Origin of the sequence: Streptomyces sp. NPDC002680, from assembly GCF_042889145.1 — a bacterium.
In the GTDB taxonomy this organism is placed as follows: domain Bacteria; phylum Actinomycetota; class Actinomycetes; order Streptomycetales; family Streptomycetaceae; genus Streptomyces; species Streptomyces adonidis.
Window position 1 is genome coordinate 56,599 of the sequence record NZ_JBIAQP010000023.1, and the last position, 23,436, is coordinate 80,034.

General features: G+C 71.4%; 13 protein-coding genes. 10 read left to right on the top strand and 3 right to left on the bottom strand.

From position 1 onward, the window contains the following. Positions 1-199: 199 nt before the first annotated feature. The 5 genes from ACFYXF_RS43655 (at position 200) to ACFYXF_RS43675 (ending at position 11,294) form a co-directional block, all read left to right on the top strand. On the top strand, positions 200-1,906 hold the full coding sequence (locus ACFYXF_RS43655) for a glycerol-3-phosphate dehydrogenase/oxidase (RefSeq protein ID WP_389358367.1): 1,707 nt from the start codon (positions 200-202) through the stop codon (positions 1,904-1,906). 355 nt (positions 1,907-2,261) lie between these two features. Then, positions 2,262-4,520, top strand: coding sequence for a serine/threonine-protein kinase (locus ACFYXF_RS43660; RefSeq protein ID WP_389358640.1), 2,259 nt, complete (start codon positions 2,262-2,264; stop codon positions 4,518-4,520). 152 nt (positions 4,521-4,672) lie between these two features. Continuing rightward, on the top strand, positions 4,673-7,747 hold the full coding sequence (locus tag ACFYXF_RS43665; RefSeq protein ID WP_389358369.1) for a protein kinase: 3,075 nt from the start codon (positions 4,673-4,675) through the stop codon (positions 7,745-7,747). Between the two features lie 129 nt (positions 7,748-7,876). After that, positions 7,877-9,535, top strand: a complete 1,659-nt coding sequence (locus tag ACFYXF_RS43670; protein ID WP_389358642.1) for a serine/threonine-protein kinase — start codon at positions 7,877-7,879, stop codon at positions 9,533-9,535. A gap of 97 nt (positions 9,536-9,632) precedes the next feature. Continuing rightward, the gene (locus tag ACFYXF_RS43675) at positions 9,633-11,294 is read left to right on the top strand and encodes a serine/threonine-protein kinase (protein WP_389358371.1); all 1,662 of its coding nucleotides are present in this window, start codon (positions 9,633-9,635) and stop codon (positions 11,292-11,294) included. Here ACFYXF_RS43675 and ACFYXF_RS43680 read toward each other — a convergent pair. Continuing rightward, complete coding sequence (locus ACFYXF_RS43680) at positions 11,291-12,160, bottom strand: hypothetical protein (protein WP_389358373.1); 870 nt, start codon at positions 12,158-12,160, stop codon at positions 11,291-11,293. The two genes, ACFYXF_RS43675 and ACFYXF_RS43680, sit on opposite strands and share 4 nt — an antisense overlap. A gap of 341 nt (positions 12,161-12,501) precedes the next feature. Between ACFYXF_RS43680 and ACFYXF_RS43685 the strand changes: the two genes are divergently transcribed. The 4 genes from ACFYXF_RS43685 to ACFYXF_RS43700 all read left to right on the top strand — a co-directional run bounded on the left by ACFYXF_RS43685 (position 12,502) and on the right by ACFYXF_RS43700 (position 19,348). Beyond that, the gene (locus tag ACFYXF_RS43685; protein ID WP_389358645.1) at positions 12,502-13,962 is read left to right on the top strand and encodes a diacylglycerol/lipid kinase family protein; all 1,461 of its coding nucleotides are present in this window, start codon (positions 12,502-12,504) and stop codon (positions 13,960-13,962) included. Beyond that, positions 13,959-15,731: a protein kinase gene (locus ACFYXF_RS43690; protein ID WP_389358375.1), complete on the top strand. Its 1,773-nt coding sequence runs from the start codon at positions 13,959-13,961 to the stop codon at positions 15,729-15,731. Before ACFYXF_RS43685 ends, ACFYXF_RS43690 begins: the two co-directional genes overlap by 4 nt. 130 nt (positions 15,732-15,861) lie before the next feature. Next, positions 15,862-17,493, top strand: coding sequence for a succinic semialdehyde dehydrogenase (locus ACFYXF_RS43695; RefSeq protein ID WP_389358377.1), 1,632 nt, complete (start codon positions 15,862-15,864; stop codon positions 17,491-17,493). A 73-nt stretch (positions 17,494-17,566) separates the two neighbouring features. Next, positions 17,567-19,348: a GMC family oxidoreductase N-terminal domain-containing protein gene (locus ACFYXF_RS43700; RefSeq protein WP_389358379.1), complete on the top strand. Its 1,782-nt coding sequence runs from the start codon at positions 17,567-17,569 to the stop codon at positions 19,346-19,348. Between the two features lie 98 nt (positions 19,349-19,446). On the opposite strand, the gene ACFYXF_RS43705 is transcribed toward ACFYXF_RS43700, so the two are convergent. Further along, entirely contained in the window at positions 19,447-20,487 is a 1,041-nt protein-coding gene (locus ACFYXF_RS43705; RefSeq protein WP_389358381.1) for an LAETG motif-containing sortase-dependent surface protein, read from the bottom strand. 702 nt (positions 20,488-21,189) lie between these two features. Further along, entirely contained in the window at positions 21,190-21,600 is a 411-nt protein-coding gene (locus tag ACFYXF_RS43710) for a chorismate mutase (RefSeq protein ID WP_389358383.1), read from the bottom strand. A gap of 245 nt (positions 21,601-21,845) precedes the next feature. On the opposite strand from ACFYXF_RS43710, the gene guaA reads away from it, so the two are divergent. Further along, the gene (gene guaA, locus ACFYXF_RS43715) at positions 21,846-23,417 is read left to right on the top strand and encodes a glutamine-hydrolyzing GMP synthase (RefSeq protein WP_389358385.1); all 1,572 of its coding nucleotides are present in this window, start codon (positions 21,846-21,848) and stop codon (positions 23,415-23,417) included. Positions 23,418-23,436 lie beyond the last annotated feature (19 nt).

The window sequence follows — 23,436 nt, forward strand, 5'->3', positions numbered from 1 at the left end:
CGATATGCGGGATTGGGTGGGCGAGTTTCCACAGGTGTTTCCGTGGAGGTTGTCCACAGGCTGAGGGCGGGTGGTGGCCGAAGTCGGGCAACCCGGTCAGAATTCGGGCAGGGGGATCAGGGCAGGCGCAGCCGTACGACGGGGCACATGCGGCCGGTCGTACGGATACGGCCGGCGCGACCGACAGCGGGAGGCAGCGATGAGGACAGCGGCACTGGGACCGGCGCAGCGCGACGAGTCACTGGCAGCGATGGCCGAGCGTGAGCTGGATGTGCTGGTCGTGGGCGCGGGCGTGGTCGGCGCGGGCACCGCGCTCGACGCCGTGACCCGCGGTCTGTCCACGGGTCTTGTGGAGGCCCGTGACTGGGCGTCGGGCACATCGAGCAGGTCCAGCAAGCTCATCCACGGCGGACTGCGCTATCTGGAGATGCTCGACTTCGCCCTTGTCCGGGAGGCGTTGAAGGAACGCGGGCTGCTGCTTGAGCGGCTCGCACCGCATCTGGTGAAGCCGGTGCCCTTCCTGTACCCCCTTCAGCACAAGGGCTGGGAGCGGCTGTACGCCGGGTCGGGCGTCGCGCTCTACGACGCGATGTCGATGGCCCGCGGGCACGGGCGGGGCCTGCCGACGCACCGCCATCTGAGCCGCCGTCACGCCCTGCGCGTCGCGCCCGCCTTGAAGAAGGACGCGCTGGTCGGAGCGTTGCAGTACTACGACGCGCAGATGGACGACGCCCGCTATGTGGCCACCCTGGTGCGCACGGCCGCCGCGTACGGCGCGAAGGTCGCCAACCGCGCGCGGGTGACCGGCTTCCTGCGGGAGGGCGAGCGGGTGGTCGGCGCCCGGGTGCAGGACGTCGAGGGCGGTGGGGAGTACGAGATCCGCGCCCGGCAGATCGTCAACGCCACGGGTGTGTGGACCGACGACACCCAGGGGATGGTCGGCGAGCGCGGGCAGTTCCACGTCCGGGCGTCCAAGGGCATCCATCTGGTCGTCCCCAAGGACCGGATCCACTCGGCGACCGGGCTGATCCTGCGCACCGAGAAGTCCGTGCTGTTCGTGATCCCGTGGGGCCGGCACTGGATCGTCGGGACGACGGACACCGACTGGGACCTCGACAAGGCCCACCCGGCGGCCTCCAGCGCCGACATCGACTATCTGCTTGAGCATGTGAACTCGGTGCTCGCGGTACCGCTGACCAGGGACGACGTCCAGGGCGTGTACGCGGGCCTGCGGCCCCTGCTCGCCGGCGAGTCCGACGCCACCAGCAAACTGTCGCGCGAGCACACCGTGGCCCATCCGGTGCCGGGGCTCGTGGTCGTGGCGGGCGGCAAGTACACGACGTACCGGGTGATGGCGAAGGACGCCGTCGACGCGGCGGTGCACGGGCTCGACCAGCGCGTCGCCGAGTGCGTGACGGAGGACGTGCCGCTGATCGGGGCCGAGGGCTACCGCGCGCTGTGGAACGCCCGGGCGCGAACGGCCGCGCGCACCGGCCTGCACGTGGTGCGCGTGGAGCATCTGCTGAATCGGTACGGCTCGCTGGCGCAGGAGGTCCTCGATCTGATCGCCGCGGACTCGTCCCTGGGTGAGCCGCTCCAGGCGGCGGAGGACTATTTGCGGGCGGAGATCGTGTACGCGGCCTCGCACGAGGGGGCGCGGCATCTCGACGACGTGCTGACGCGGCGGACCCGGATCTCGATCGAGACGTTCGACCGGGGGACGCGCAGTGCCCGTGAGGCGGCTGAGCTGATGGCCCCGGTCCTCGGCTGGGACAAGGACCAGATCGAGCGCGAGGTCCAGCACTACGACAAGCGGGTGGAGGCGGAGCGCGAGTCGCAGCGCCAGCCGGACGACCTGACGGCGGACGCGGCACGGCTGGGCGCGCCGGACATCGTGCCGCTCTGACGCCGTTTCACGACAAAGCCCTCGAAACCCTGAGCGTCACTCGAACGAGTGTCGTGAACTGGGATCTTTGTCCGGCACCCGTCCGTTCTAGTGGGTGTGGAGGCCGAACTCGGCGGCGGGCGGGGCCGGTTCGAGGTCGGGTTCCGGGCTCGTGTCCGTGTCCATTCAGAGGTCGTTCGGAGGCCGTTCGGAAGAAGAGGATGCACCGACCGCAGGTGGGGCGGTGGAACGCGTGCTTCACGCGGTCCCTCTTCCCACAGGCCACCGTCCGTCCCGAGGGGCACCCTGGGCGTCGGCCGGTTGTCGGGTGAGGGACAATGGAGGTTCTGTCAGGGCGGGTTGCATGAGGGGACGCATGTCGGAGGCGGAGCGGGCGGGCGCATCCCGTGAGGACAAGAGCGAGCGTCTCCTCGCCGGGCGGTACCGGCTGGGAGGGGTCCTCGGCCGCGGCGGCATGGGCACCGTCTGGCGCGCGGAGGACGAAACCCTGGGCCGGACCGTCGCCGTCAAGGAGCTGCGGTTCCCTGGGAGCATCGATGAGGAGGAGAAGCGGCGGCTGATCACGCGGACGCTGCGCGAGGCCAAGGCGATCGCGCGGATCCGCAACAACAGCGCCGTGACCGTCTTCGACGTGGTCGAGGAGGACGACCGGCCGTGGATCGTCATGGAACTCGTCGAGGGCAAGTCGCTCGCCGAGGTCATCCGTGAGGACGGGCTGCTGGAGCCGCAGCGCGCGGCCGAGGTGGGCCTCGCGATACTCGACGTGCTCAGGTCCGCGCACCGCGAGGGCATCCTGCACCGCGACGTGAAGCCGTCGAACGTGCTGATGTCCGAGGACGGCCGGGTCGTCCTCACCGACTTCGGTATCGCGCAGGTCGAGGGCGACCCGTCGATCACCTCGACCGGCATGCTCGTCGGCGCGCCCTCTTACATCTCGCCGGAGCGGGCCCGAGGCCACAAGCCCGGCCCGGCAGCCGACCTCTGGTCGCTCGGCGGCCTGTTGTACGCGTCGGTCGAGGGTGTGCCGCCGTACGACAAGGGGTCCGCGATCGCGACGCTGACCGCCGTGATGACGGAGCAGCTGGAGGAGCCGAAGAACGCGGGCCCGTTGAAGGACGTGATCTACGGCCTGCTCACCAAGGATCCCGCCAAGCGGCTCGACGACGCCGGTGCGCGCACGATGCTCAACGCGGTGATCCACGCGCCCGAGCCCAAGGAGGCCGAGCCGGAGCCGGTGGACGTCACGAAGGTCGTGCCGTTGCCGCCCGTTCCGGGCAAGGGCAAGCGGGCGGACAAGGGCGCGGAGAGCGGCAGTCCGGCCGACTCGGGCTCCGGGGGCAAGCGGGGCGAGGAGGCCGGCGAGCGGTTCCGTGGGGCGTTCCGGTCCGTGAAGAAGGCGGCGGCCGTCGCGGCGGGGGCCGGTGCGGGGGCGGTCGTTCGTACGAAGGGCGCCGACTCCACTGGGGCCGCCGGCACTGCCGGGTCCGGGGGCGCGGTGGCGGCCGGGGCCGATGCGGGTGTGGGTGCCGTGTCCTCCGGAGGCAAGTCCTCCGGGAGTTCGGCCTCGGGCAGCGCGGCTTCTGGGGGTGCGTCCTCCGGGAGTTCGGCCTCCGGTGGTGGGGCCTCCGGCGGCTCGGTCTCCGGGGGTGCTGCTTCCGGGAATGCGGCTTCCGCCGGGGTGGCGGGCGAGGGCGCGAAGAGTGGTGCTGCTCAGGGGGCCGTTGTGCCCGGGGCGCGGGACGGCAAGACTCGGGAAGCCGGGGCTCCGGCGGGCAACGCAGGTACCGCGGGGCGGAGTTCGGGGTGGCCTGTCGTGCCGCCGCCGGATCTGCCGCCCAGGCCGGTGCCCAGGGCGCCGATCACCGATGTGGTGCCCAAGCGGACGCTGGTGATCATCGGGGTGGTCATCGCGGTCATCGTGCTCGGCGTGGTGCTGGCCCTCGTGCTCGGGGGCGGCGACTCCAACGACGATGCCGCCGGCGGTGCGAAGAGCGGTGGCGGCAAGGTGACTTCCTCCGCCTCTGCCTCCGCCGAGACCAAGGAGGACAAGAGCGACGGCACCCGTGCGGACGGCGGGCAGAGCGCCGACGCCTCGAAGAGCGCCGAGGCGGGAACCGGCTCGGGCACGGGGACGGGCACGGCGAACTCGCCCAGTGCGACCGCGAGCGAGTCCGGTGGTGTCACGGGTGTGTCCACTTACACGAGTGGGCAGGGGTTCTCCATCGGGTTGCCCGCCGGGTGGAAGTTCGAGTCCACAGGGGCTGCGGGTGCCCGGTTCGCGGGGCCCGCCGGGCAGAAACTGCTCGTCGGGTGGACCACTACGCCCAAGTCCGATCCCGTGGCGGACTGGGAGAACCAAGAGCAGTACATGACGCGTTCGCAGTACGACAGGATCCGAATAGCGAAGGTGAACTACCGCGGCTGGAACACGGCCGACTGGGAGTTCACCTATGCGGACGGCGGGACGACGTACCGGTCGGTGGACCGGGGGTTCGTCGTCGACAGTCAATCCGGGTATGCGCTGATGTACACGGCGAAAGCGTCGAATTGGGACAGTGAGCTGCGCAAGGAGACATGGCGGACGTTCACGGAGACGTTCGAGCCGAAATCGTGATGTGCGCGGTTCCGAGTTGAGGCCGTGAGATCTCGCATCCTCTCTTTGTGACTTGCCTCCGGCACGTATCGTGAGTGGTTGCGGACCGTACGCATCCAGAACGGGACGTATGGCGAACGGAATTGAGCAGCCGGGCGGCCGGGGGAGGCATCGTGGAGGAATATGCGGGGCGGGTGCTCGCCGACCGCTACCGCCTGCCGCTGCCTGCGTCCGACGAGTTCGAACTCCGCGAGACGCGTGCCTGGGACACCTACAGCGGGCAGGAAGTCCTGGTCAGGCAGGTGCCGTTGCCCGAGGTCGTCGAGGCCGAGGTGCTCGACTCGGACGGGTTGCCGGACGGGTTCGTGGCGCGGGACGGGCATCGGGCGCGAGCGGCCGACACACGGTCCACGGCCACACGTCGGCCCAGCGATCCCGCCGTACGGCGTGCCATCGAGGCCGCGCAGGCCGCCGCGTCCATCCCCGACCACCCACGGCTCGACCAGGTCTTCGACGTGTTCGCCCAGGGCGGCTCGCTGTGGATAGTGAGTGAACTGGTGCCGGCGCGGTCGCTGGAGTCGCTGCTCGCCGAGAAGCCGCTGACGCCGTACCGCGCGGCCGAGGTCGCCGCCGACGTCCTCATGGCACTGCGCGTGCTGCACGCCCATGGCTGGGTGCACCGCAACATCACCGAGCGCACGGTGCTCGTCTGCGACGACGGGCGCGTGATGCTCACCGGGCTGGCGGCCGGAGCGGCGGAAGAGGCGCTGTGCGGGTACGACCCGGTGCCCGGCCGGGACACGTCAGGGGCGGCTGGGGCGCACGAGGGCGCGAAGGCCATAGGGGGCGCGGCAGTTGGCGCTCCGGGTGCCGGTGGCGGCGCGGCGTCGGGTTCGGCGGGCGGCAGCGGCGGGGGCGGAGGGTACGGGCAGTCGCCGGCTCCGTTGGCGAGTGGTCCGGGTGCGGCGGGGCGCCAGGGGGTGCCCGGCGGTTCGGGCCACCCCGGCGGGGGCGGCAACTACGGGGCTTCCGGGAGGACGTTCGCCGGGCCTTCCGCCGGGGATGTCGAAGCCGCCCGGCGTGCCGCCATCGAGGCGCGGACGGGTGGCGGGGCCGGTCGTCCTGGCGCGGGCGGGGGTTACGGCGTTCCCGGTGGGACGTTCGCTGGGGGTACCGGAGGGAATCCCGAGGCCGCTCGGCGTGCCGCTGTCGAGGCGCGGGGCGGTGGGGTGTCCGGAGCCGGTGCCGGGGGGAGCTACGGGGTTCCCGGTGGGACGTTCGCCGGGGATGTCGGAGGGGATCCCGAGGCTGCCCGGCGTGCCGCGATCGAGGCGCGGGCCGGTGGCGGGGCGCCCGGGACCGGTGCCGAGGGGAGCGACGGAGGCTCCGCCGGGGGTGAGCGGCGGGCGTTGGAGACCGGCGGGGACATTCGTGCGGCGCGGGCCGGCGCGATCGCCGCGTATCGGGCGGGTGCGCGGGCCGCGGCCCGGGTCCAGGAGGCCGAGCAGAGCGGGCGTACGGCACTGCCCGGTGCCCGGCCGTCGATCGAGTCGGGCGGCGCCGGTGGCGGTGCGCACGGCACCGGTGTGGAGCGTGGCCCGGCGACTCCGCCTCCGGGGCAGATCGCCGACCCCTACGGCGTGCGTACGGCGGCTGCCTGGAACGGTGGCATCGCACCCGCGACCGGGATTCCCGGTCAGCCCGGGTACACCGGACAGGCGCGCAGCGCACTCCCCGCCGCGGCGAACGGCGCCGCGACGGGCGGGGTCGCCGACAGTGTTCCGCATCAGCAGCACCAGCATCAGCAACACCAGCAGCCTTGGCCGCTGACCCCCGCTCATTCGCAGGCCACACCCCAGGACGCGCCCCAGGACGCGCCCCGGGACCAGGTCCCGCCCGCCGACCGGGTCCCCGGTCGGCCCCCAGGCCGTTGGGACGACGTGGTCGCCGCCGGTGCCCCCAGGCGTGGGCCCGCGACCCCGCTGGCCGCCGAGCGGGCACGGCAGGCGCGGATGGCCGTCGTAGGGGCGGTGACCGAGCGGTGGGCGCCCGAGCAGGCCGGTCCCGTGCACGAGAACTGGCAGCTGGCCCCGCCCATCGGTCCCGCGACCGACCTGTGGGCGCTCGGCGCGCTGCTCTTCAGGGCCGTACAGGGGCACGCTCCCTACCCCGAGGAGTCGACGGCCGAGCTGGTGCAGCTGGTGTGCTCCGAGCCGCCCGCCTTCGCCGAGGAGTGCGGCCCGCTCAGGCCCGTCGTGGAGTCGCTGCTGCGCCAGGACCCCACCGAGCGGCTCGACTTCGAGGAGCTGAACGGCTGGCTGCGCTCCCTCGTCCGCTCGGCGCCGGAGCCCGAGGCCGGTCTGCACACCGTCGCCGCGCCGCCCACCGATCCGCGCCGGCTGCCGATCGTACGGCGCCGGGGCGAGCTGGTGCGCAGGCGCCGGGCACGGCTGCCCGCGAACAGTCCGCACGGCCGGCACAAGCGGGGCAGGCAGGAGCAGCGGGCGCCACGCAGACTGGGCCGCAACCTGCTCCTCCTGATACTGCTCGTACTGGCCGCGGCGATCGCGTACGCCATGTTCTTCATGCCGAAGGCCAAGAGCAGCGGGGATCAGGACGGGGAGCGGACCGGTTCGGCCGGAGAGGTGAGCACGGCGCCGGAGCAGTCGGCCGGGAACCCGGACGCGAGCAGCGAACCCCGGCCCGAGCAGACCTCGCCCGGCGGCGGGAACGGCAACAGCGCCTCCCCGTCGGCCGGTTCGTCCGAGACGGAGACGACCACCGGGCCCGATGTCGCGGCCGGCTTCACCGTGCGTACCGACACCGAGGGCTTCCGGGTCGCCGTCGCCAACGGGTGGGACCGGGCGGCGAAGAACGGGCGCGGCCAAGTCGTGTACTCGCACGGCTCGTTCGAGCTGATCGTCGTACCGGGCCGGGACACCACGCAGCAGTACGGCGCCGATCCGATGGCGTACCAGCGGGAGCGGGAGTACGAGCTGCAGCCGTTCCGCGACTCGACCTGGGCCACGTCCAGCGGGATGCGGACCATCGAGGTGGGCGGACGGACCATGGCCGAGGGGCAGTTCACCTGGCAGAACAGCTCCGGCGGCGAGGTGTTCGTACGCAATCTCGCGATAGTCGTCGACGGGCGGTACCACGTGGTCCAGGTGCGCGGGCCGGAGGCCGAGCGGGACGAGGTGACGCGCCTGTACGAACAGGCGGCGGCCACCTATCAGTTCACCGGCTGACCATGAGGGCAGGCCTGACGGGCAGAACCGTCACAGTGCTGTCCCCGTAGGCACCCCTGCGGTTCCCTCCGGCGAGGGGGCTCCTTAGTCTTGCCCCTGTCAAGACCATTGCGGGGAAACGTGAATGAGATGCAGGGCCTGCTTCTCGCGGGCCGCTACCGGCTCGTCGATGTCATCGGCAGCGGTGGCATGGGCCGTGTGTGGCGTGCGCACGACGAGCTGCTGCACCGTGCCGTCGCCGTCAAGGAGCTGACGGCCGCGCTGTACGTGTCCGAGAGCGAGAAGGCCGTCCTGCTCGCCCGCACCCGGGCCGAGGCGCGCGCGGCGGCGCGGATCAACCACTCCGCCGTCGTCACCCTGCACGACGTACTCGACCACGACGGCCGGCCGTGGATCGTGATGGAACTGGTCGAGGGCCACTCGCTGGCCGACGCGGTCAAGGAGGCCGGACGGATCGAGCCGCGCGAGGCCGCACGGGTCGGCCTGTGGGTGCTGCGCGCGCTGACCGCCGCACACGCCGCCGGCGTACTGCACCGGGACATCAAGCCCGGCAACGTCCTGCTCTCCCAGGACGGCCGCGTCCTGCTCACCGACTTCGGCATCGCCCAGGTCGAGGGGGACACGACCATCACGCGTACGGGGGAGATCGTCGGCTCGGTCGACTACCTCGCCCCGGAGCGGCTGCGCGGCGAGGACCCGGGACCCTCCTCCGACCTGTGGGCGCTCGGCGCCACGCTGTACACGGCCGTCGAGGGCCGCTCCCCGTTCCGCCGCACCTCCCCGCTGACCACCATGCAGGCGGTCGTCGAGGACGAGGCCGACGAGCTGCGGTACGCCGGTCCGCTCGGGCCCGTCATCACGGCCCTGCTCCTCAAGGATCCCGCCGTACGGCCCGGCGCGGCCGAGGCCGAGCAGATGCTCGCGGAGGCGGCGGAGGGGCGACGGCCCCGCGCGGCCGAGCAGTACGTGCCGACGCTTCATACGGGGGCTGCGATGAGGACGCCCGCGGAGGGGGAGGTCGGGACCTTCCGGATGGGCGGGGCGGCGGTCGGCTCCGCCACGCCGGTCCAGGGGGCGTTCGGTCCGATCAGCCCGGCCCAGGCGGGTCCCGCCGCCCCGGCCGGCCCGCGCCGCCGGGGTCGTACGGTCGCCCTCGTCGCCGCGCTGGTCGTGCTCGTCGGCGGGGGCGGGGCGTTCGGGCTGCACCAGTGGAACTCCGGTTCGAAGAAGGCCGGTTCGGCCGTCTCGGCCTCGCCGTCCGCCACACCTTCCGGCTCTCCCTCCGCTACGGAAAGCGCGAGTGGGCAGCCCTCCGCCGTGCCGGGCGCCGTGCCGAAGGACTGGGTGCGGGTCGACGATCCGGCCGGTTTCAGTCTCTCGCTGCCCCAGGGGTGGACGCGGACGGAGGCGAACGGGCAGATCGACTACTCGCCCGACGGCGGGGAGCACTTCCTCCGGATAGCCATCGACGAGGACACCGACTTCGACGACCCCTACCTCCACCAACTCGACCTGGAACAGCAGCTCCAGAAACTCAGCGAGTACAGGAGGGTGAGCCTGGAGTCGAACGTCTACCGCGACCGCAAGGGTTCGCTCTGGGACTTCACCTGGACCGCGCTGGCGAAGGACGGAGGATTCCCGGGGCCGCGACGGGCCATCGAGCAGGCGTATCTCGGCCGCGACGGGGCCGAGTACCTGCTCTACATGTCCTCCCCGGCGGCCGACTGGGCGACCGCGCGCGAGCAGTTCACGGCGGTGCTGCGGGGCTGGCGCCCGAACTCCGGCTGACACCGCGGCACGAGCGGCACGCCTGGTAGGGCGGTTGTCGGTCATCCGCCGCTCGGCGCCCCGGAGTCCTGTCCTCCGTTGCGGCATGATGAGGCTCATGGGGACCGAGGGGGACAGCTTCCGTGTGATCGCCGGGCGGTACCGCCTGGAGGCCAGACTCGGCCGGGGCGGCATGGGCGTCGTCTGGCGGGCGACCGACCAGCTCCTCGAACGGCGGGTCGCGGTCAAGGAGCTGACGCAGGACACCTCCCTCTCGGCGGACGAGGCCCGGCTGCGGCGCGACCGTACTCTGCGCGAGGCGCGCGCGGTCGCGCAGTTGCACCATCCGCACATCATCGTCGTCCACGATGTCGTCGAGGACGACGAACGCCCGTACATCGTCATGGAGCTGATCGACGGTGGCTCGCTCGCCGACCGGATCTCCGGGGGCGGCCCCGTCGACGCCGACGAGGCCGCCCGGATCGGCATCGCCCTGCTCGGCGCCCTGGGCGCGGCCCATGCCGCCGGTGTCCTGCACCGGGACATCAAGCCCGCGAACGTCCTCCTGGAGGACGGCACCGACCGGATCGTCCTCACCGACTTCGGGATCGCCCAGGTCGCGGGCGCGACCACCCTCACCGAGAGCGGCTCCTTCGTCGGCTCGCCCGAGTACACCGCGCCCGAGCGGATGTCCGGGACCAGGACCGGGCCGGAGTCCGACCTGTGGTCGCTCGGTGCGCTGATCTGTACGGCGCTGAGCGGTGAATCGCCGTTCCGGCGCGACTCGTTGGGCGGCATCCTGCACGCCGTCGTGATCGACGAGGTACGGCCACCGGCCCAGGCCGCGCCGCTCCTGCCCGTCGTACGGGGGCTCCTGGAGCGCGATCCCGAGCGGCGGCTCGACGCGGCACAGGCGGAACGGATGCTGCGGGCGTTCCGGGCGACCGGGCGTACGCCGAAGCTGTCGGCCGGGTACTCACCGGCCCGGCACCAGGACCGGCGGGGCGAGGACTCCGGCGGGAAACCGGCGCCGACGCCGTCACCTCGCACCCTCTCCCTGCGTCGCCCTTCATCGCGTACCCCATCCCCTCGTACCTCTTCTTCTCGTACGGCGGATCAGGCGTCGCGGCCCTCCGGGCGGGCCGTGCTCATCGCCGCGGTGCTGGTCGCGGCGCTGGCCGGGGCAGGGGTGTCCGCGGCGGCGCTGCTGATGAACTCGGAGGACGGCGGGGGTGGGAGGCCGGGGAGCACGGCGACGGTGTCGGGGGCGACGGAGGTGTCGCCCAGCACGATCGGGCCCTCTCCCTCTCCCTCTCCTTCCAGCAGTCCTTCCGCCCGGACCGCTCCCTCCGGCTACCGCCTCGCCCACGACCCACGCGGCTTCTCCCTCGCCGTGCCGGACGGTTTCACGCGGACCGAGCAGAAGGACCGGGTCTTCTATCTGTCACCGGGAGAGACCTTCCGCCTCGGGATCAGGGTCGTCGACCCCCAACCGGGCGGCCCGCTCGGGGTGATGCAGCGGGCGGACGCCAACGGGCCCTCCTCGAACCCCGGTTACCGCGACGGACGGGTCACCGAGACCGTGCATGGTCAACAGGCCGCCGCACTCTGGGAGTTCACCTGGAACGGCTTCAGCACGACCGAGGGACCGCGCCACACCTACGACCTGTGCTGGGAGGAGGGCGGGCGGATGTACGACGTATGGGTGTCGGCGCCCGTCGGCAAGGTGCGGGAGGCGAAGGAGTATTTCGACGTCGCCCTGGACACGTTCGTCGATTAGCGAAGGAAGTGGCGATTCAGGAGACCGGGAGCCGCCCTGAGAAGTCCCGCTTTCCCGGTGCTCCCCACGCGCAGCGCGAATCCGCCCTCCGGCCGGAAAACCGGCTTCGCGTACCAGAGTCCGCTTCGCCGCCACCACTTGGCCGCACCCAGTTTCTTCGGCGGCTGCGGCAGCGGCAACACTCTTTCCCCGAGCCGGAGTTCACCGTTCCACACGCCGGGCGCCAGCTCGGGGACGGGTATGTGCACGGTGAACTGCTCGCCGTGCGGGGGGCGTACGGCGGGAAAGACGGCCGTGGCGCCCGGCTCGTCCTCGTTGGTGAGGTGCACGGTCAGCGCCCCGCGCGGATACGCGCCGAGGGTGCAGCGGCCGGTGACCAGCAGCTCGGTGGGACGGCCGGCGTGCCAGCGGACGGCCCCGAAGGTGAGCCGCTTCAGCACCGGGTGCTTCCGCTCGCCGAGGTCGATCGTGTAGTTGCCGTACGGGACGGTCGTGTAGAGGGTCACGGCACGCCGACCTCGTACGGTCTCCGTGATCCGTACGTCGGGACGGCCCGCCAGCCGGTCGGCCCGTCTGCTGCCTATGCGCACCTCGCGCATGAGCCCCTGGGCGCCGACGGCCAGCGAGATGTCCCACAGCCCGTCGTCGAGGGGCGAGCCGTCGGCGAGGGTGTCGATGTCGAAGGCGGCCTCGAACCCGGCCTTCTCGTAAGCGAATCTGCCCTCGTCCTCGTCGGCGCCGAGGTGCGGGGACGCGGTGTGGGTGACGGGCAGCCGGTACTCCGTTCCCGTCTCCCTTTCGCGCACGACGAGTTCGGTGGTGACGTCATGGGTCTCCACCCGGTGCAGATAGGCATATCCGGCCAATCGCACCCGGGTACCGCGAAGTTCGGCCCGCGAGACGTAGTGTCTTATCTCTATTTCGTCCGTTCCATGCGTTTCGTGCTGTCTCGGGGCATCCGTTTCGGGCACGGTCATCGTCACGTTCTCCAAAAGTGCGAGGGGCCAAATACGAAGGGCGAAATGTGGAGGGTGAAGTGCGAATGCGTGCGCCGTTTTCGGATATGTGCGGCGGCTGACTCGTGAAGATACCGTGACCCGATCGTGTCTTCAAGGAAAGTCCGCCGTGATCATCCCGCTCGGCGGGGGCCTGAGTATGGGCGGCTTACGAACTCTGCTAAAACGTCGACATGGACATGGGTACCGGCGTGGGCATCGAGCTGTTCGGGCGTGCGCATGCCCGGCAGCGCTGGGCGGCGCGCGGGGCGCTCGGGGCCGCCGGGCTGGCGGTGCTGCTGCCGATCGGATACGCGGGCATGGGCAGCCTGCTGCTCGCGGCGGTCGGCGTCGGCGGGGCCGTGCTCACCGCCTCCGGCCTGTGGTGGGCGCTCGCCCGGCGCGGCCTCGTACGGGCCGTGGGGGCGGTGCTCGCCGTCGCCACCCCGATCGCTGTCGTCGCCCTCTTCGCCGCGGCCAATCTGCTGGGGCCCGCGCTCGGCTCCCTCGTCCTGTGGTGTGTCGCCCTGTGGGCCGGGAAATTCGCGCTGAGCAGCACCAGATCCCATGTCGTGCCGGTCCGCGAGTACGAGGTGCCGGCGCCCGGCCGGCCCTTCCTCCTCATGAACCCGCGCTCCGGCGGCGGCAAGGTCGAGAGTTTCCGGCTGCGCGAGAAGGCCGAGCGGCTCGGCGCCCGCGTCCATCTGCTCGACCCCGACAAACCCGAGCCCGAGGACGTCGTCGCCCTGGCCCGGGCGGCGGTCGCGGCCGGCGCGGATCTGCTCGGAGTGGCCGGCGGCGACGGGACCCAGGCCCTCGTCGCGGGCGTCGCCGCCGAACACGACCTGCCGTTCCTGGTCGTGTCCGCCGGTACGCGCAACCACTTCGCCATGGACCTCGGCCTCGACCGCGACGACCCGGCGACGTGCCTCGACGCCCTCACGGACGCGGGTGGGGTGGAGCTGCGCGTGGACCTCGGCTTCCTCGACACCCACGTGGACGGTACGGCGGACAGCCGCCCCTTCGTCAACAACGCCTCCTTCGGCGCGTACGCCTCGATCGTGCAGAGCCCCGCCTACCGCGACGACAAGGTCGGCACCACCCTGGGCCTGCTGCCCGAGCTGCTCACCTTCGAGCGCGGCGCGACACTGACCGCACGGGCGTACCCCCAGGCGGACACGCGCGACGGCGAGACCACCGTCCACGCACCGCAGGCCCTGCTCGTCAGCAACAACCGCTACCGCATGGACGACCTGGCCGGCCTCGGCCGCCGTGAGCGCCTGGACGCCGGTGTCCTCGGCGTGCTCGGCATCAAGGTCGAGGACGCCGCCCAGGCCGCCGAACTGCTCCTCGGCCGGTACGCCACCGGCATGACCGTCGTCACCGCCCACGAGGTCGTCGTCGAGGCCGACCTGCCCGAGATCGAGGTCGGCCTCGACGGCGAGGCCCTCGTCCTGCCCACCCCCGTCCGCTGCCGCGTCGAACCGGGCGCCCTGCGCGTCCGCGTCCCCCGGAACCGGCCCGGCGTTCCCGCGCCGACGCCACCCATGGACTGGCGCCGGCTGCGCAAACTGGCGGCGACGGTCGGACGTACGGCACTGCCCCGCCGTACGACGGACGCCCTGAACCGGCGTCGACAAGCGTCACCCCCGCAGGGTAGGGATGGGGCATGAGCGATGACGGGGACGGCGGAGGGGACAGGGGTACGGGCCGGGGGACCAAGGGCGACGAGGGGCGGCTGGTCGGTGGCCGGTACCGGCTGACCGAGCGCATCGGCTCCGGCGGCATGGGCACCGTGTGGCGAGCCCAGGACGAGCTGGTCGAGCGCGAGGTCGCCGTCAAGCAGCCCAGGCTGCCCGGGGACCCGCAGGACGCCGCCCATCAGCGGATCGCCCACCGCCTCCACCGGGAGGCACGGGCCGCCGCGCGCGTCGACCATCCCTCCGCCGTCTCCGTCCACGATGTCGTCGTCGAGGACGGACTCCCCTGGATCGTCATGGAGTTGGTGCGCGGCGAGTCCCTGCACGAGGTGCTCCAGCGCGGTGCCATCGAGCCCGCCGAGTCCGCGCGCATCGGCCTCGCCGTGGTCGGCGCGCTGCGCGCCGCGCACTCCGTGGGGATCGTCCACCGGGACGTGAAACCCGCCAACGTCCTGCTCGGACGGCACGGCCGGGTCGTCCTCACCGACTTCGGCATCGCCCACATCATGGGCGAGGAATCCCTCACGATGAGCGGCGAGTTCGTCGGCTCCCTCGAGTTCATCGCCCCCGAGCGCATGTCGGGCCGGGGCGCGGGCCCGGCCTCCGACCTGTGGTCGCTCGGCGTGCTCCTCTACGCGGCCGTCGAGGGCTGGTCGCCCTTCCGCCGTACGACCCTGGAGTCCACGCTCGCCGCGATCCTCGCCGCCGAGACACCACAGCCCCAACAGGCGGGCCCGCTCGGCCCGTTGCTCGTACGGCTGCTGGTGAAGGACCCCGCCGAGCGCCCCGACGCGGACGAGGTCACGGCGGCCCTGGAGGCGGTGGCGAAGGGCTGGCCGCTGCCGAAGGCGCCGGAGCGCGGGGAGTTGACGGTGGCTCAGGAGCCGTCCGGGATAAGGGAGTTCGCGGACGACGCCGGAACGGTGCGGTTGCGGGGGGACAGCGCTTCAGCCGAGTCCGAGCCCGAGCCCGAGAAGCCGGTTGCCGCCACACCGGTTCCTGGCACACCCGTACCCGAGCCCTCCCCCGAGACCCGAGCCACCTCGTTGCCCGCCCCGAAGCCCGGGCGGCGCCGGCGTCGGCTGCGGGTGGCCCTCGCGGTGCTGGCCGGTGCCGTCGTTCTCGTGGGCGTGGGCATGCTGTTCGAGGGCACGATCATCGAGACCAACGGCGAGGACGCGGCGGTCGCGGGGGCGCCCGGCACCCCGTCCGCCGCACCCCCGTCCGCCGCACCCCCTTCCGTACCGACCTCCGTCCCCGCGCCGACCGAGGCCCTCCCCACCCTCGGCAGCTGGCTGGCGCACGAGGAGAAAGACCTGAGGGCGGTGCTCGCCCTGCCCCGCCAGTACGTCCGCTTCCACGAGCAGGGCGACGCCGACGACCAGCCCCGGATGGCGATCTACGACAACGACGAGGTCATCCAGGTCCGCCTCACCCTGTGGGACAGGGCGCCCCGCTCGCCCATGGGCCAGGCGCAGCACGCCGCCGAGATCTGGGCGGGATACGGCCAGTCGAGCACCCAGTACACCAACACGACCGTCGACGGCTACAAGTCCGTCCAGGCCGACACCACGTACGACACGGAGGGCAGGCTCGTCCGGGTCATGCAGGTGGAGATCCTGACCGACGACGGCCGGCTGTACGAGCTGCGCGTCGACATGCCCAAGGGGACACCGGACGAGAAGCGGGGCACCGAGGTCTTCAAGGGGGCGCGCGACCAGCTCGAAATCGAGAAGCAGTGACTTCAGGTCGCGCCCAACGCCCTGATCAGCGGATTCGTTGCCAGTGGTCACTGGCGGCTTGTGCGGAGACAGTGAATCCGGGTTACCCATGGGTACCCAAAGCCTGCGAGTCCGTCATACCCTGCGGCTCATGACGGACTCGCAGGCCCCGGTAAAGCCCGGCACCGACGCCCCCACCGGTACGAACCCCCTGGCCCCCGCGCCCACAGGCGCCCGCACCGCCGCGGACGTGGTCACGCCCGAGCTGGTCGCCCAGCTCACCAAGGGGGTCGTCGGCTCCGGCCGCACCGCCAACCACTCCCCGTTCACCGGTGAGAAGCTGGCCGACCTGCCCGAGTCGACCCCCGAGGACGTGGAGAAGGCGTACGAGCGGGCCCGCGCCGCGCAGGCCGTCTGGGAGCAGACCCCGGTACGGCAGCGCGCCGCCGTGCTGCTCCGCTTCCACGACCTGGTGCTGGCCCGCCAGGCCGAGGTCCTCGACCTCATCCAGCTGGAGACCGGCAAGGCCCGCCTGCACGCCCACGAGGAGGTCCAGGCCGTCGCCGTGGCCGCCCGCCACTACGGCCGCATGGCCCCCCGCTATCTGAAGCCGAAGCGGCACGCGGGCGCGATGCCGACCTTGACCAAGGTCACCGAACTGCGCCACCCGCGCGGGGTGGTCGGCCAGATCGCCCCCTGGAACTACCCGCTGGAACTGTCCGTCGGCGACGCGATCCCCGCCTTCGTCGCGGGCAACGCGGTCGTGATGAAGCCCGACACGGAGACCTGCCTCACGGCCCTCTGGGCCAGGGACATCCTCATCGAGGCCGGGCTGCCCGCCGATGTCTTCCAGGTCGTCCTCGGCGAGGGCCCGGTCGTCGGCCCCGAGGTCGTCAAGCACGCCGACTACGTCTCCTTCACCGGCTCCACCCGCACCGGCCGCGAGGTCGCGCAGGGCGCCGCCGCGCGACTGGTCGGCGTCTCGCTCGAACTCGGCGGCAAGAACGCCATGCTGGTCCTGGAGGACGCCGACATCGAGAAGGCGGCGGCGGGCGCGGTCCGGGCCTGCTTCTCCTCCGCCGGCCAACTCTGCATCTCCATCGAGCGGTTGTACGTCCACGAGTCGATCGCCGACGCGTTCGTCGAGCGTTTCGTCGCCCGTACGAAGGCGATGCGGCTCGGCAAGTCCCTCGCGTACGGCGCCGACATGGGCTCGCTGGTCGGCGACCGCCAGCTGGAGACGGTCACGAAGCACGTCGACGAGGCGGTCGCCAAGGGCGCGAAGGTCCTCGCGGGCGGCACGGCCCGCCCGGACATCGGCCCGTACTTCTACGAGCCGACCATCCTCGACGGCGTCGAGACCCCGATGGCCGTCTGCTCGGAGGAGACCTTCGGCCCGGTCGTCTCCATCTACCGCTTCAAGACGGACGACGAGGCGGTGGCCCTCGCCAACTCCACGCCGTACGGCCTGAATTCCTCGGTGTGGACGAAGAACGGCGCCCGTGGCCGCGCCGTCGCCGCCCGCGTCCGTTGCGGCACGGTCAACGTGAACGAGGGCTACGCGTCCGCGTACGGCAGCGTCCAGTCGCCCATGGGCGGCATGAAGGACTCCGGCCTCGGCCGCCGCCACGGCTCCGAGGGCATCCTCAAGTACACCGAGGCCCAGACGGTCGCCCAGCAGCGCCTGCTGCCGATGGCCCCGGCACTGGGCATGACCGACGAGAAGTACGCCCAGTTCATGACCCGCAGCCTGCGCGTGATGAAGGCATTCCGGCTGCGGTAACCCACCTAGGGGCGCGGGGAACTGCGCGACCAGCCACAGACGGCCCGCACACAACACTCAACGAGGAGAAATCGTGTCGCAGGACGGTTACGACTACGACGTCCTAGTCGTCGGCTCCGGCTTCGGCGGCTCGGTAACCGCCCTGCGCCTCACGGAAAAGGGCTACAACGTAGGCGTCCTGGAAGCGGGCCGCCGCTTCACACGCGACACGCTCCCCCGGAACTCCTGGGACCTGAAGAACTACCTCTGGGCACCCCGCCTCGGCATGTACGGCATCCAGCGCATCCACCTGCTGGGCAACGTCATGGTCCTGGCGGGCGCGGGCGTCGGCGGCGGTTCCCTCAACTACGCCAACACCCTCTACGTACCGCCCAAGCCGTTCTTCGACGACCCCCAGTGGCGCGAGATCACGGACTGGCAGGAGGAGTTGAGCCCGTACTACGACCAGGCCCGGCGCATGCTCGGCGTACGGCTCAACCCGACGACGACCCCGTCCGACGTCCATCTCAAGGCGGCGGCCGAGCGGATGGGCGTGGGCGACACGTTCCACCTCGCGCCGGTGGGCGTCTTCTTCGGCGACGGCGAGGACGCGGAGGGGTCGGTGAAGGCGGCGCCGGGGGAGCAGGCCCCGGACCCCTACTTCGGCGGCGCCGGCCCCGCGCGCAAGGCGTGCACCGAGTGCGGCGAGTGCATGACGGGCTGCCGTCACGGCGCGAAGAACACCCTCAACGAGAACTACCTCTACCTGGCCGAGAAGGCGGGCGCGGTCGTCCACCCCCTGACGACGGTCGTGTCCGTCACGGACGACTCACGCGGCGGCTACGCGGTGGCCACGCTCCCGACGGACGCGAAGAGGAAGGGCGGGGGCCGTACGTACACAGCCCGCCGCGTGGTCCTGGCCGCCGGCACCTACGGCACCCAGACCCTCCTGCACCGGATGAAGGCGGGCGGCCAACTCCCTTACCTCTCCGAGCGGTTGGGCGAGCTGACCCGTACCAACTCGGAGGCGCTGGTCGGCGCCCAGACCGACAACCGCCGCTACCGCAGGGCGACGGGCGAGGCGAAGGTCGACTTCACGCGCGGGGTCGCCATCACGTCCTCGATCCACCCCGACGAGAACACCCACATCGAACCCGTCCGCTACGGCAAGGGCTCGAACTCGATGGGCGGCCTGTCGATCCTCCAAGTCCCGTACGCGGAAGGCTCGTCGAGGGTTCTGGGCTGGCTGGCGCACGCGGCCCGCCACCCTCTCCTGGTCCTGCGCTCGATCTCCAACCGCCAGTGGTCGGAACGGACCATCATCGGCCTGGTGATGCAGTCCCTGGACAACTCCCTCACCACGTATCTGAAGCCGAAGGGCGCGGGCAAAGGCCTTTTGACGGCACGTCAGGGACACGGCGCCCCCAACCCCAAGCAGATCAGGGCCGCGACGGAGAGCGCGTCCGCGATCGCCGCGGAGATCAACGGCTTCGCCGGCAGCAACGTCGGCGAACTGATGGGCATGCCGCTGACCGCCCACTTCCTCGGTGGCTGTCCGATCGGCGACTCACGCGAGACGGGCGTGATCGACCCGTACCACCGGTTGTACGGCCACCCGGGCATCTCGGTCGTCGACGGCGCCGCGGTCTCCGCGAACCTGGGCGTCAACCCGTCCCTCACGATCACCGCCCAGGCCGAGCGCGCGATGTCGTACTGGTCGAACAACGGCGAGGCGGACCCACGTCCGGCCCAGGGCGCCGCGTACGAGCGTCTGCGGCCGGTCGAGCCGAAGGCACCGGCGGTCCCGGCGGAGGCGTTCGGCGCGCTGCGGCTGCCGTTCCTGGGGATGCCGGCGGTGCCGAAGAAGGCTCTGTAGAGCAAAAGCCGAAGACCGCTCCGGAGTCTCCGTAGAGCAAAGAGAAGGACCCGCACCCCCCTCCGAGTGCAGGTCCTTCCCTTGTTCGTGCCGGAGGCTTACGCCTCCGTGCCCGCCTTACGACGACGCATCGCGAAGACCGCACCCGCACCGGCGACGACGGCGACCCCGCCGACCAGGCCGATCATCGGCAGGGCGGAACTGGAGCCGGTGTCGGCGAGGTTGCCGGTCGGCAGTTCGGAGACGCTGCCCTGGGGCTTCTTGACCGAGTCCTTGGAGCCGCTGTCGCTCGGCGTGGCCGAACCCGGGTCGGTGTTCGAGGAACCGGCCTTCAGTACCTGGAAGTCGTACTGTGCCCAGCCCTCGGCGATGCAGTCCTGGCCGTCGACGTTGTCGATGTAGGCGCCGGAGCCGAAGGAGTAGGCGTCGCCCGCGGGGGCCTGCTTGTCGATGCTGACGCGCAGGTCGACGGACTGGCTCGCCTTGGCCTTCAGCTTCTCGACGTAGAAGAAGTAGTCGCCGGCCCACTCGTCGTCGCCGATGCGGTCCCAGGAGCCGGTCTCGGGGTTCTTGAACTCCAGGTCGACGTAGGGGCTGAGGAACTTCGCCTCGTCCAGCTCGTAGTTCTCGACCTCGGCGTAGAAGGCGACGCCCTTGAGATCGGTCGTCGAGTCGTTGGTGACGACCAGCTTGAAGGCGTGGAAGCCGTCGCCCGCGACGATCTTGCCCGGCAGTCCCTTGATGTCGGCCGACACCCGGGCGTTGCTGTAGTTCTCGTCGAGGTCCTCGCAGAACGGGACGTCCGGGTCCGTCGGGTCCTCGCTCGGCTCGGCGGAGACCGAGGGGGAGGAGGACGGGGTGGCCGAGGTGGAGTCGCTCGGGCTCGCACTCGCACTCGCGCTCGTCGAGGCGGTGGAGGACGGTACGTCGGACGGCAGGCCGGTGTCGGAGGGCGCGGGGTCCGAGGGTGTCGCCGACGTGGTGTCGCTCGGCGTCTGCGAGGGGGTCTCCGTGACGGCCGGCTCGCTCGGCGTGGCCGAGGGCGACTCGTCGGCGAACGCGACGGGCGCGGACAGCAGCGCCAGCGGGGCTATGACAGCCGTCACCGCTGCTGCGGCCATGGCTCGGCGAAGCTTCATGAAGACCTCACGACCTCGGAACGTCCAGGTGCGGGGCACGGATGTGACCCCTGGTTCTGAACGTGTGACATGCGATCGCTGTGAATGGTTGCTCTTCACTCACGCGAAATTTATGTGTGCTGGGTCACATGTGCCGTGAGGCCTTATGGGCGCTCGGGCATGGCAAAGGGCCCCGCGGGACGGAGCCGCGGGGCCCTTCTCCGTCAGCACCGGCGTCAGGGCAGCGCCGGTGCCTGGGGGAGCGGCGCCGGGGGGTTGCGCCGCATTGTTGGTCTGTACCCACTGGTCGGCGCCCCGGCGTACGAGGGGCGTGCGCCTGGTCTGGACCAATGACGGTCAGGGGTCATACGTCAATGCGGTTGCCTGCTACGGGACTTGGGGTCGTTCTTGCATCGTGCTCGAAGGTCGTCGAGTACGCAACCTTTTGACCCGGCCTTGTACTTTTTGACCTTGGCCCGGGCTCTGTCTTTCCTGGCCTTGAGCTTTGCCGGCCGACTCCGGGCGTCCCCGGAGCCGACCGTTCTCGGGGGTGACCGGGCTGCTGTCCCCTGCCGTCCGGTCACAACCCTGGAGCCACGCGTGGTTTGTACGGGCCCGCCCCTGGCTGGCACGGACACCGGTACCAACGAAGACCGCGGACGACGGTCACGCGCCGGACGGGTGAGACGGCGCCCGAACTCACATCCGACCTCGCATCCGACCTCAGATCCGGCCCCGGCACAGCTCCAGCAAGGTCATCGCGAGCGAGGTGCCGGGCTTGCCCAGGGCGTCCCGGTAGTGACCGAGAACCTCCATCTCCCGGGACAGGTTCACGCGCCGCCCGCCGGAGGAGATCCGCGTCTCCTGGATGACGGCGGACACGGCCATCCGCTCCTGGATGAGACCGATGATCCGGTCGTCGAGCGCGTCGATGCGCTCACGCGCGTCGGTGATCACATCGGCGGTGTCAGTGGTGGTCATACGGGGCTCCTTGTCGGAAGTGACGGGGTGCCCCGGATCGGCAGAACCCGGAAACGCCAGACGCCCCGGGCCTTGTCGGCCCGGGGCGCCTGGGAAGTCGCTTGTCAGTTGCTCAAGCAGCACGACCATGGCATCCGGCGGGCCGGTTGCCATAGGTAAAGAGGAAGGTCGGGTGCGTGAGCATGGGGGCAGTATGCCACGGGCTTGCGCGTACGTGTGTCACGGTGCTTCTACGCCCGCCCCAGGCACCTCCAGCCCGTCCGGCGTTTGAGGACGAGGCCGTTCAGGCCGACAGCGGGGGTCTGGGGGCGGCAGCCCCCAGACGACGGCGCGGTGTCCAACCCCCACCCCGGTAGAATCACCCACACAGACCCCCGCCCAACCGCCGGAAGGCCCCCGTGTCAGCAGCGACCCCCGCCCCCGACACCGTCCTGGTCGTCGATTTCGGTGCGCAGTACGCCCAGCTCATCGCCCGCCGAGTCCGCGAGGCCCGGGTCTACAGCGAGATCGTGCCGAGCACCATGCCGGTCGAGGAGATGCTCGCCAAGAACCCGGCGGCGATCATCCTCTCCGGCGGCCCCTCCTCCGTGTACGCGGAGGGCGCCCCGACCGTCGACCGCGCCCTCTTCGAGGCCGGCGTCCCCGTCTTCGGCATGTGCTACGGCTTCCAGCTGATGGCGACCACCCTCGGCGGCACGGTCGACAACACCGGAGCCCGCGAGTACGGCCGTACGCAGCTGACCGTCACCAAGCCGTCCTCCACCCTCTTCGAGGGCACCCCGGCCGACCAGTCGGTGTGGATGTCGCACGGCGACGCCTGCTCCGCCGCCCCCGAGGGCTTCTCGGTCACCGGGTCGACGGACGTCGTCCCGGTCGCCGCCTTCGAGAACGACGAGAAGAAGCTGTACGGGGTCCAGTACCACCCCGAGGTCATGCACTCCACGCACGGCCAGCAGGTCCTCGAACACTTCCTCTACCGGGGCGCGGGCCTGACCCCGTCCTGGACCACCAGCAACGTCATCGACGAGCAGGTCGCGCTGATCCGCGAGCAGGTCGGCGACAAGCGCGCCGTCTGCGGTCTCTCCGGCGGCGTGGACTCAGCGGTCGCCGCGGCCCTCGTGCAGAAGGCCATCGGCTCCCAGCTGACCTGCGTGTACGTCGACCACGGGCTGATGCGCAAGGGCGAGACCGAGCAGGTCGAGAAGGACTTCGTGGCCTCGACCGGCGTCACGCTGAAGGTCGTCGACGCCGAGGAGCGGTTCCTGAACGCGCTCGCCGGGGTCTCGGACCCCGAAGAGAAGCGGAAGATCATCGGGCGCGAGTTCATCCGCGTCTTCGAACAGGCACAGGCCGAGATCATCGCGGACGAGGGTCCTGAGGTCGCCTTCCTGGTGCAGGGCACCCTCTACCCCGACGTGGTCGAGTCCGGTGGCGGCACCGGCACCGCCAACATCAAGTCCCACCACAACGTGGGCGGGCTGCCGGAAGACCTCGAATTCCAGCTGATCGAACCTCTCCGCAAGCTCTTCAAGGACGAGGTCCGGATGGTCGGCCAGGAGCTGGGCCTCCCGGACGAGATCGTCCAGCGCCAGCCCTTCCCCGGGCCCGGCCTCGGTATCCGCATCGTCGGCGAGGTCACCAAGGACCGCCTCGACCTCCTCCGCGAGGCCGACGCCATCGCCCGCGAGGAACTGACGGCCGCCGGCCTCGACCGCGACATCTGGCAGTGCCCGGTGGTCCTCCTCGCGGACGTCCGCAGCGTCGGCGTCCAGGGCGACGGCCGGACGTACGGTCACCCGATCGTCCTGCGCCCGGTCTCCTCCGAGGACGCGATGACCGCCGACTGGTCCCGCCTCCCGTACGAGGTCCTGGCGAAGATCTCCACCCGCATCACGAACGAGGTCGCGGACGTCAACCGAGTCGTCCTCGACGTGACGAGCAAGCCGCCGGGCACCATCGAGTGGGAGTGAGCCCTTCTTAGGGCCCTGG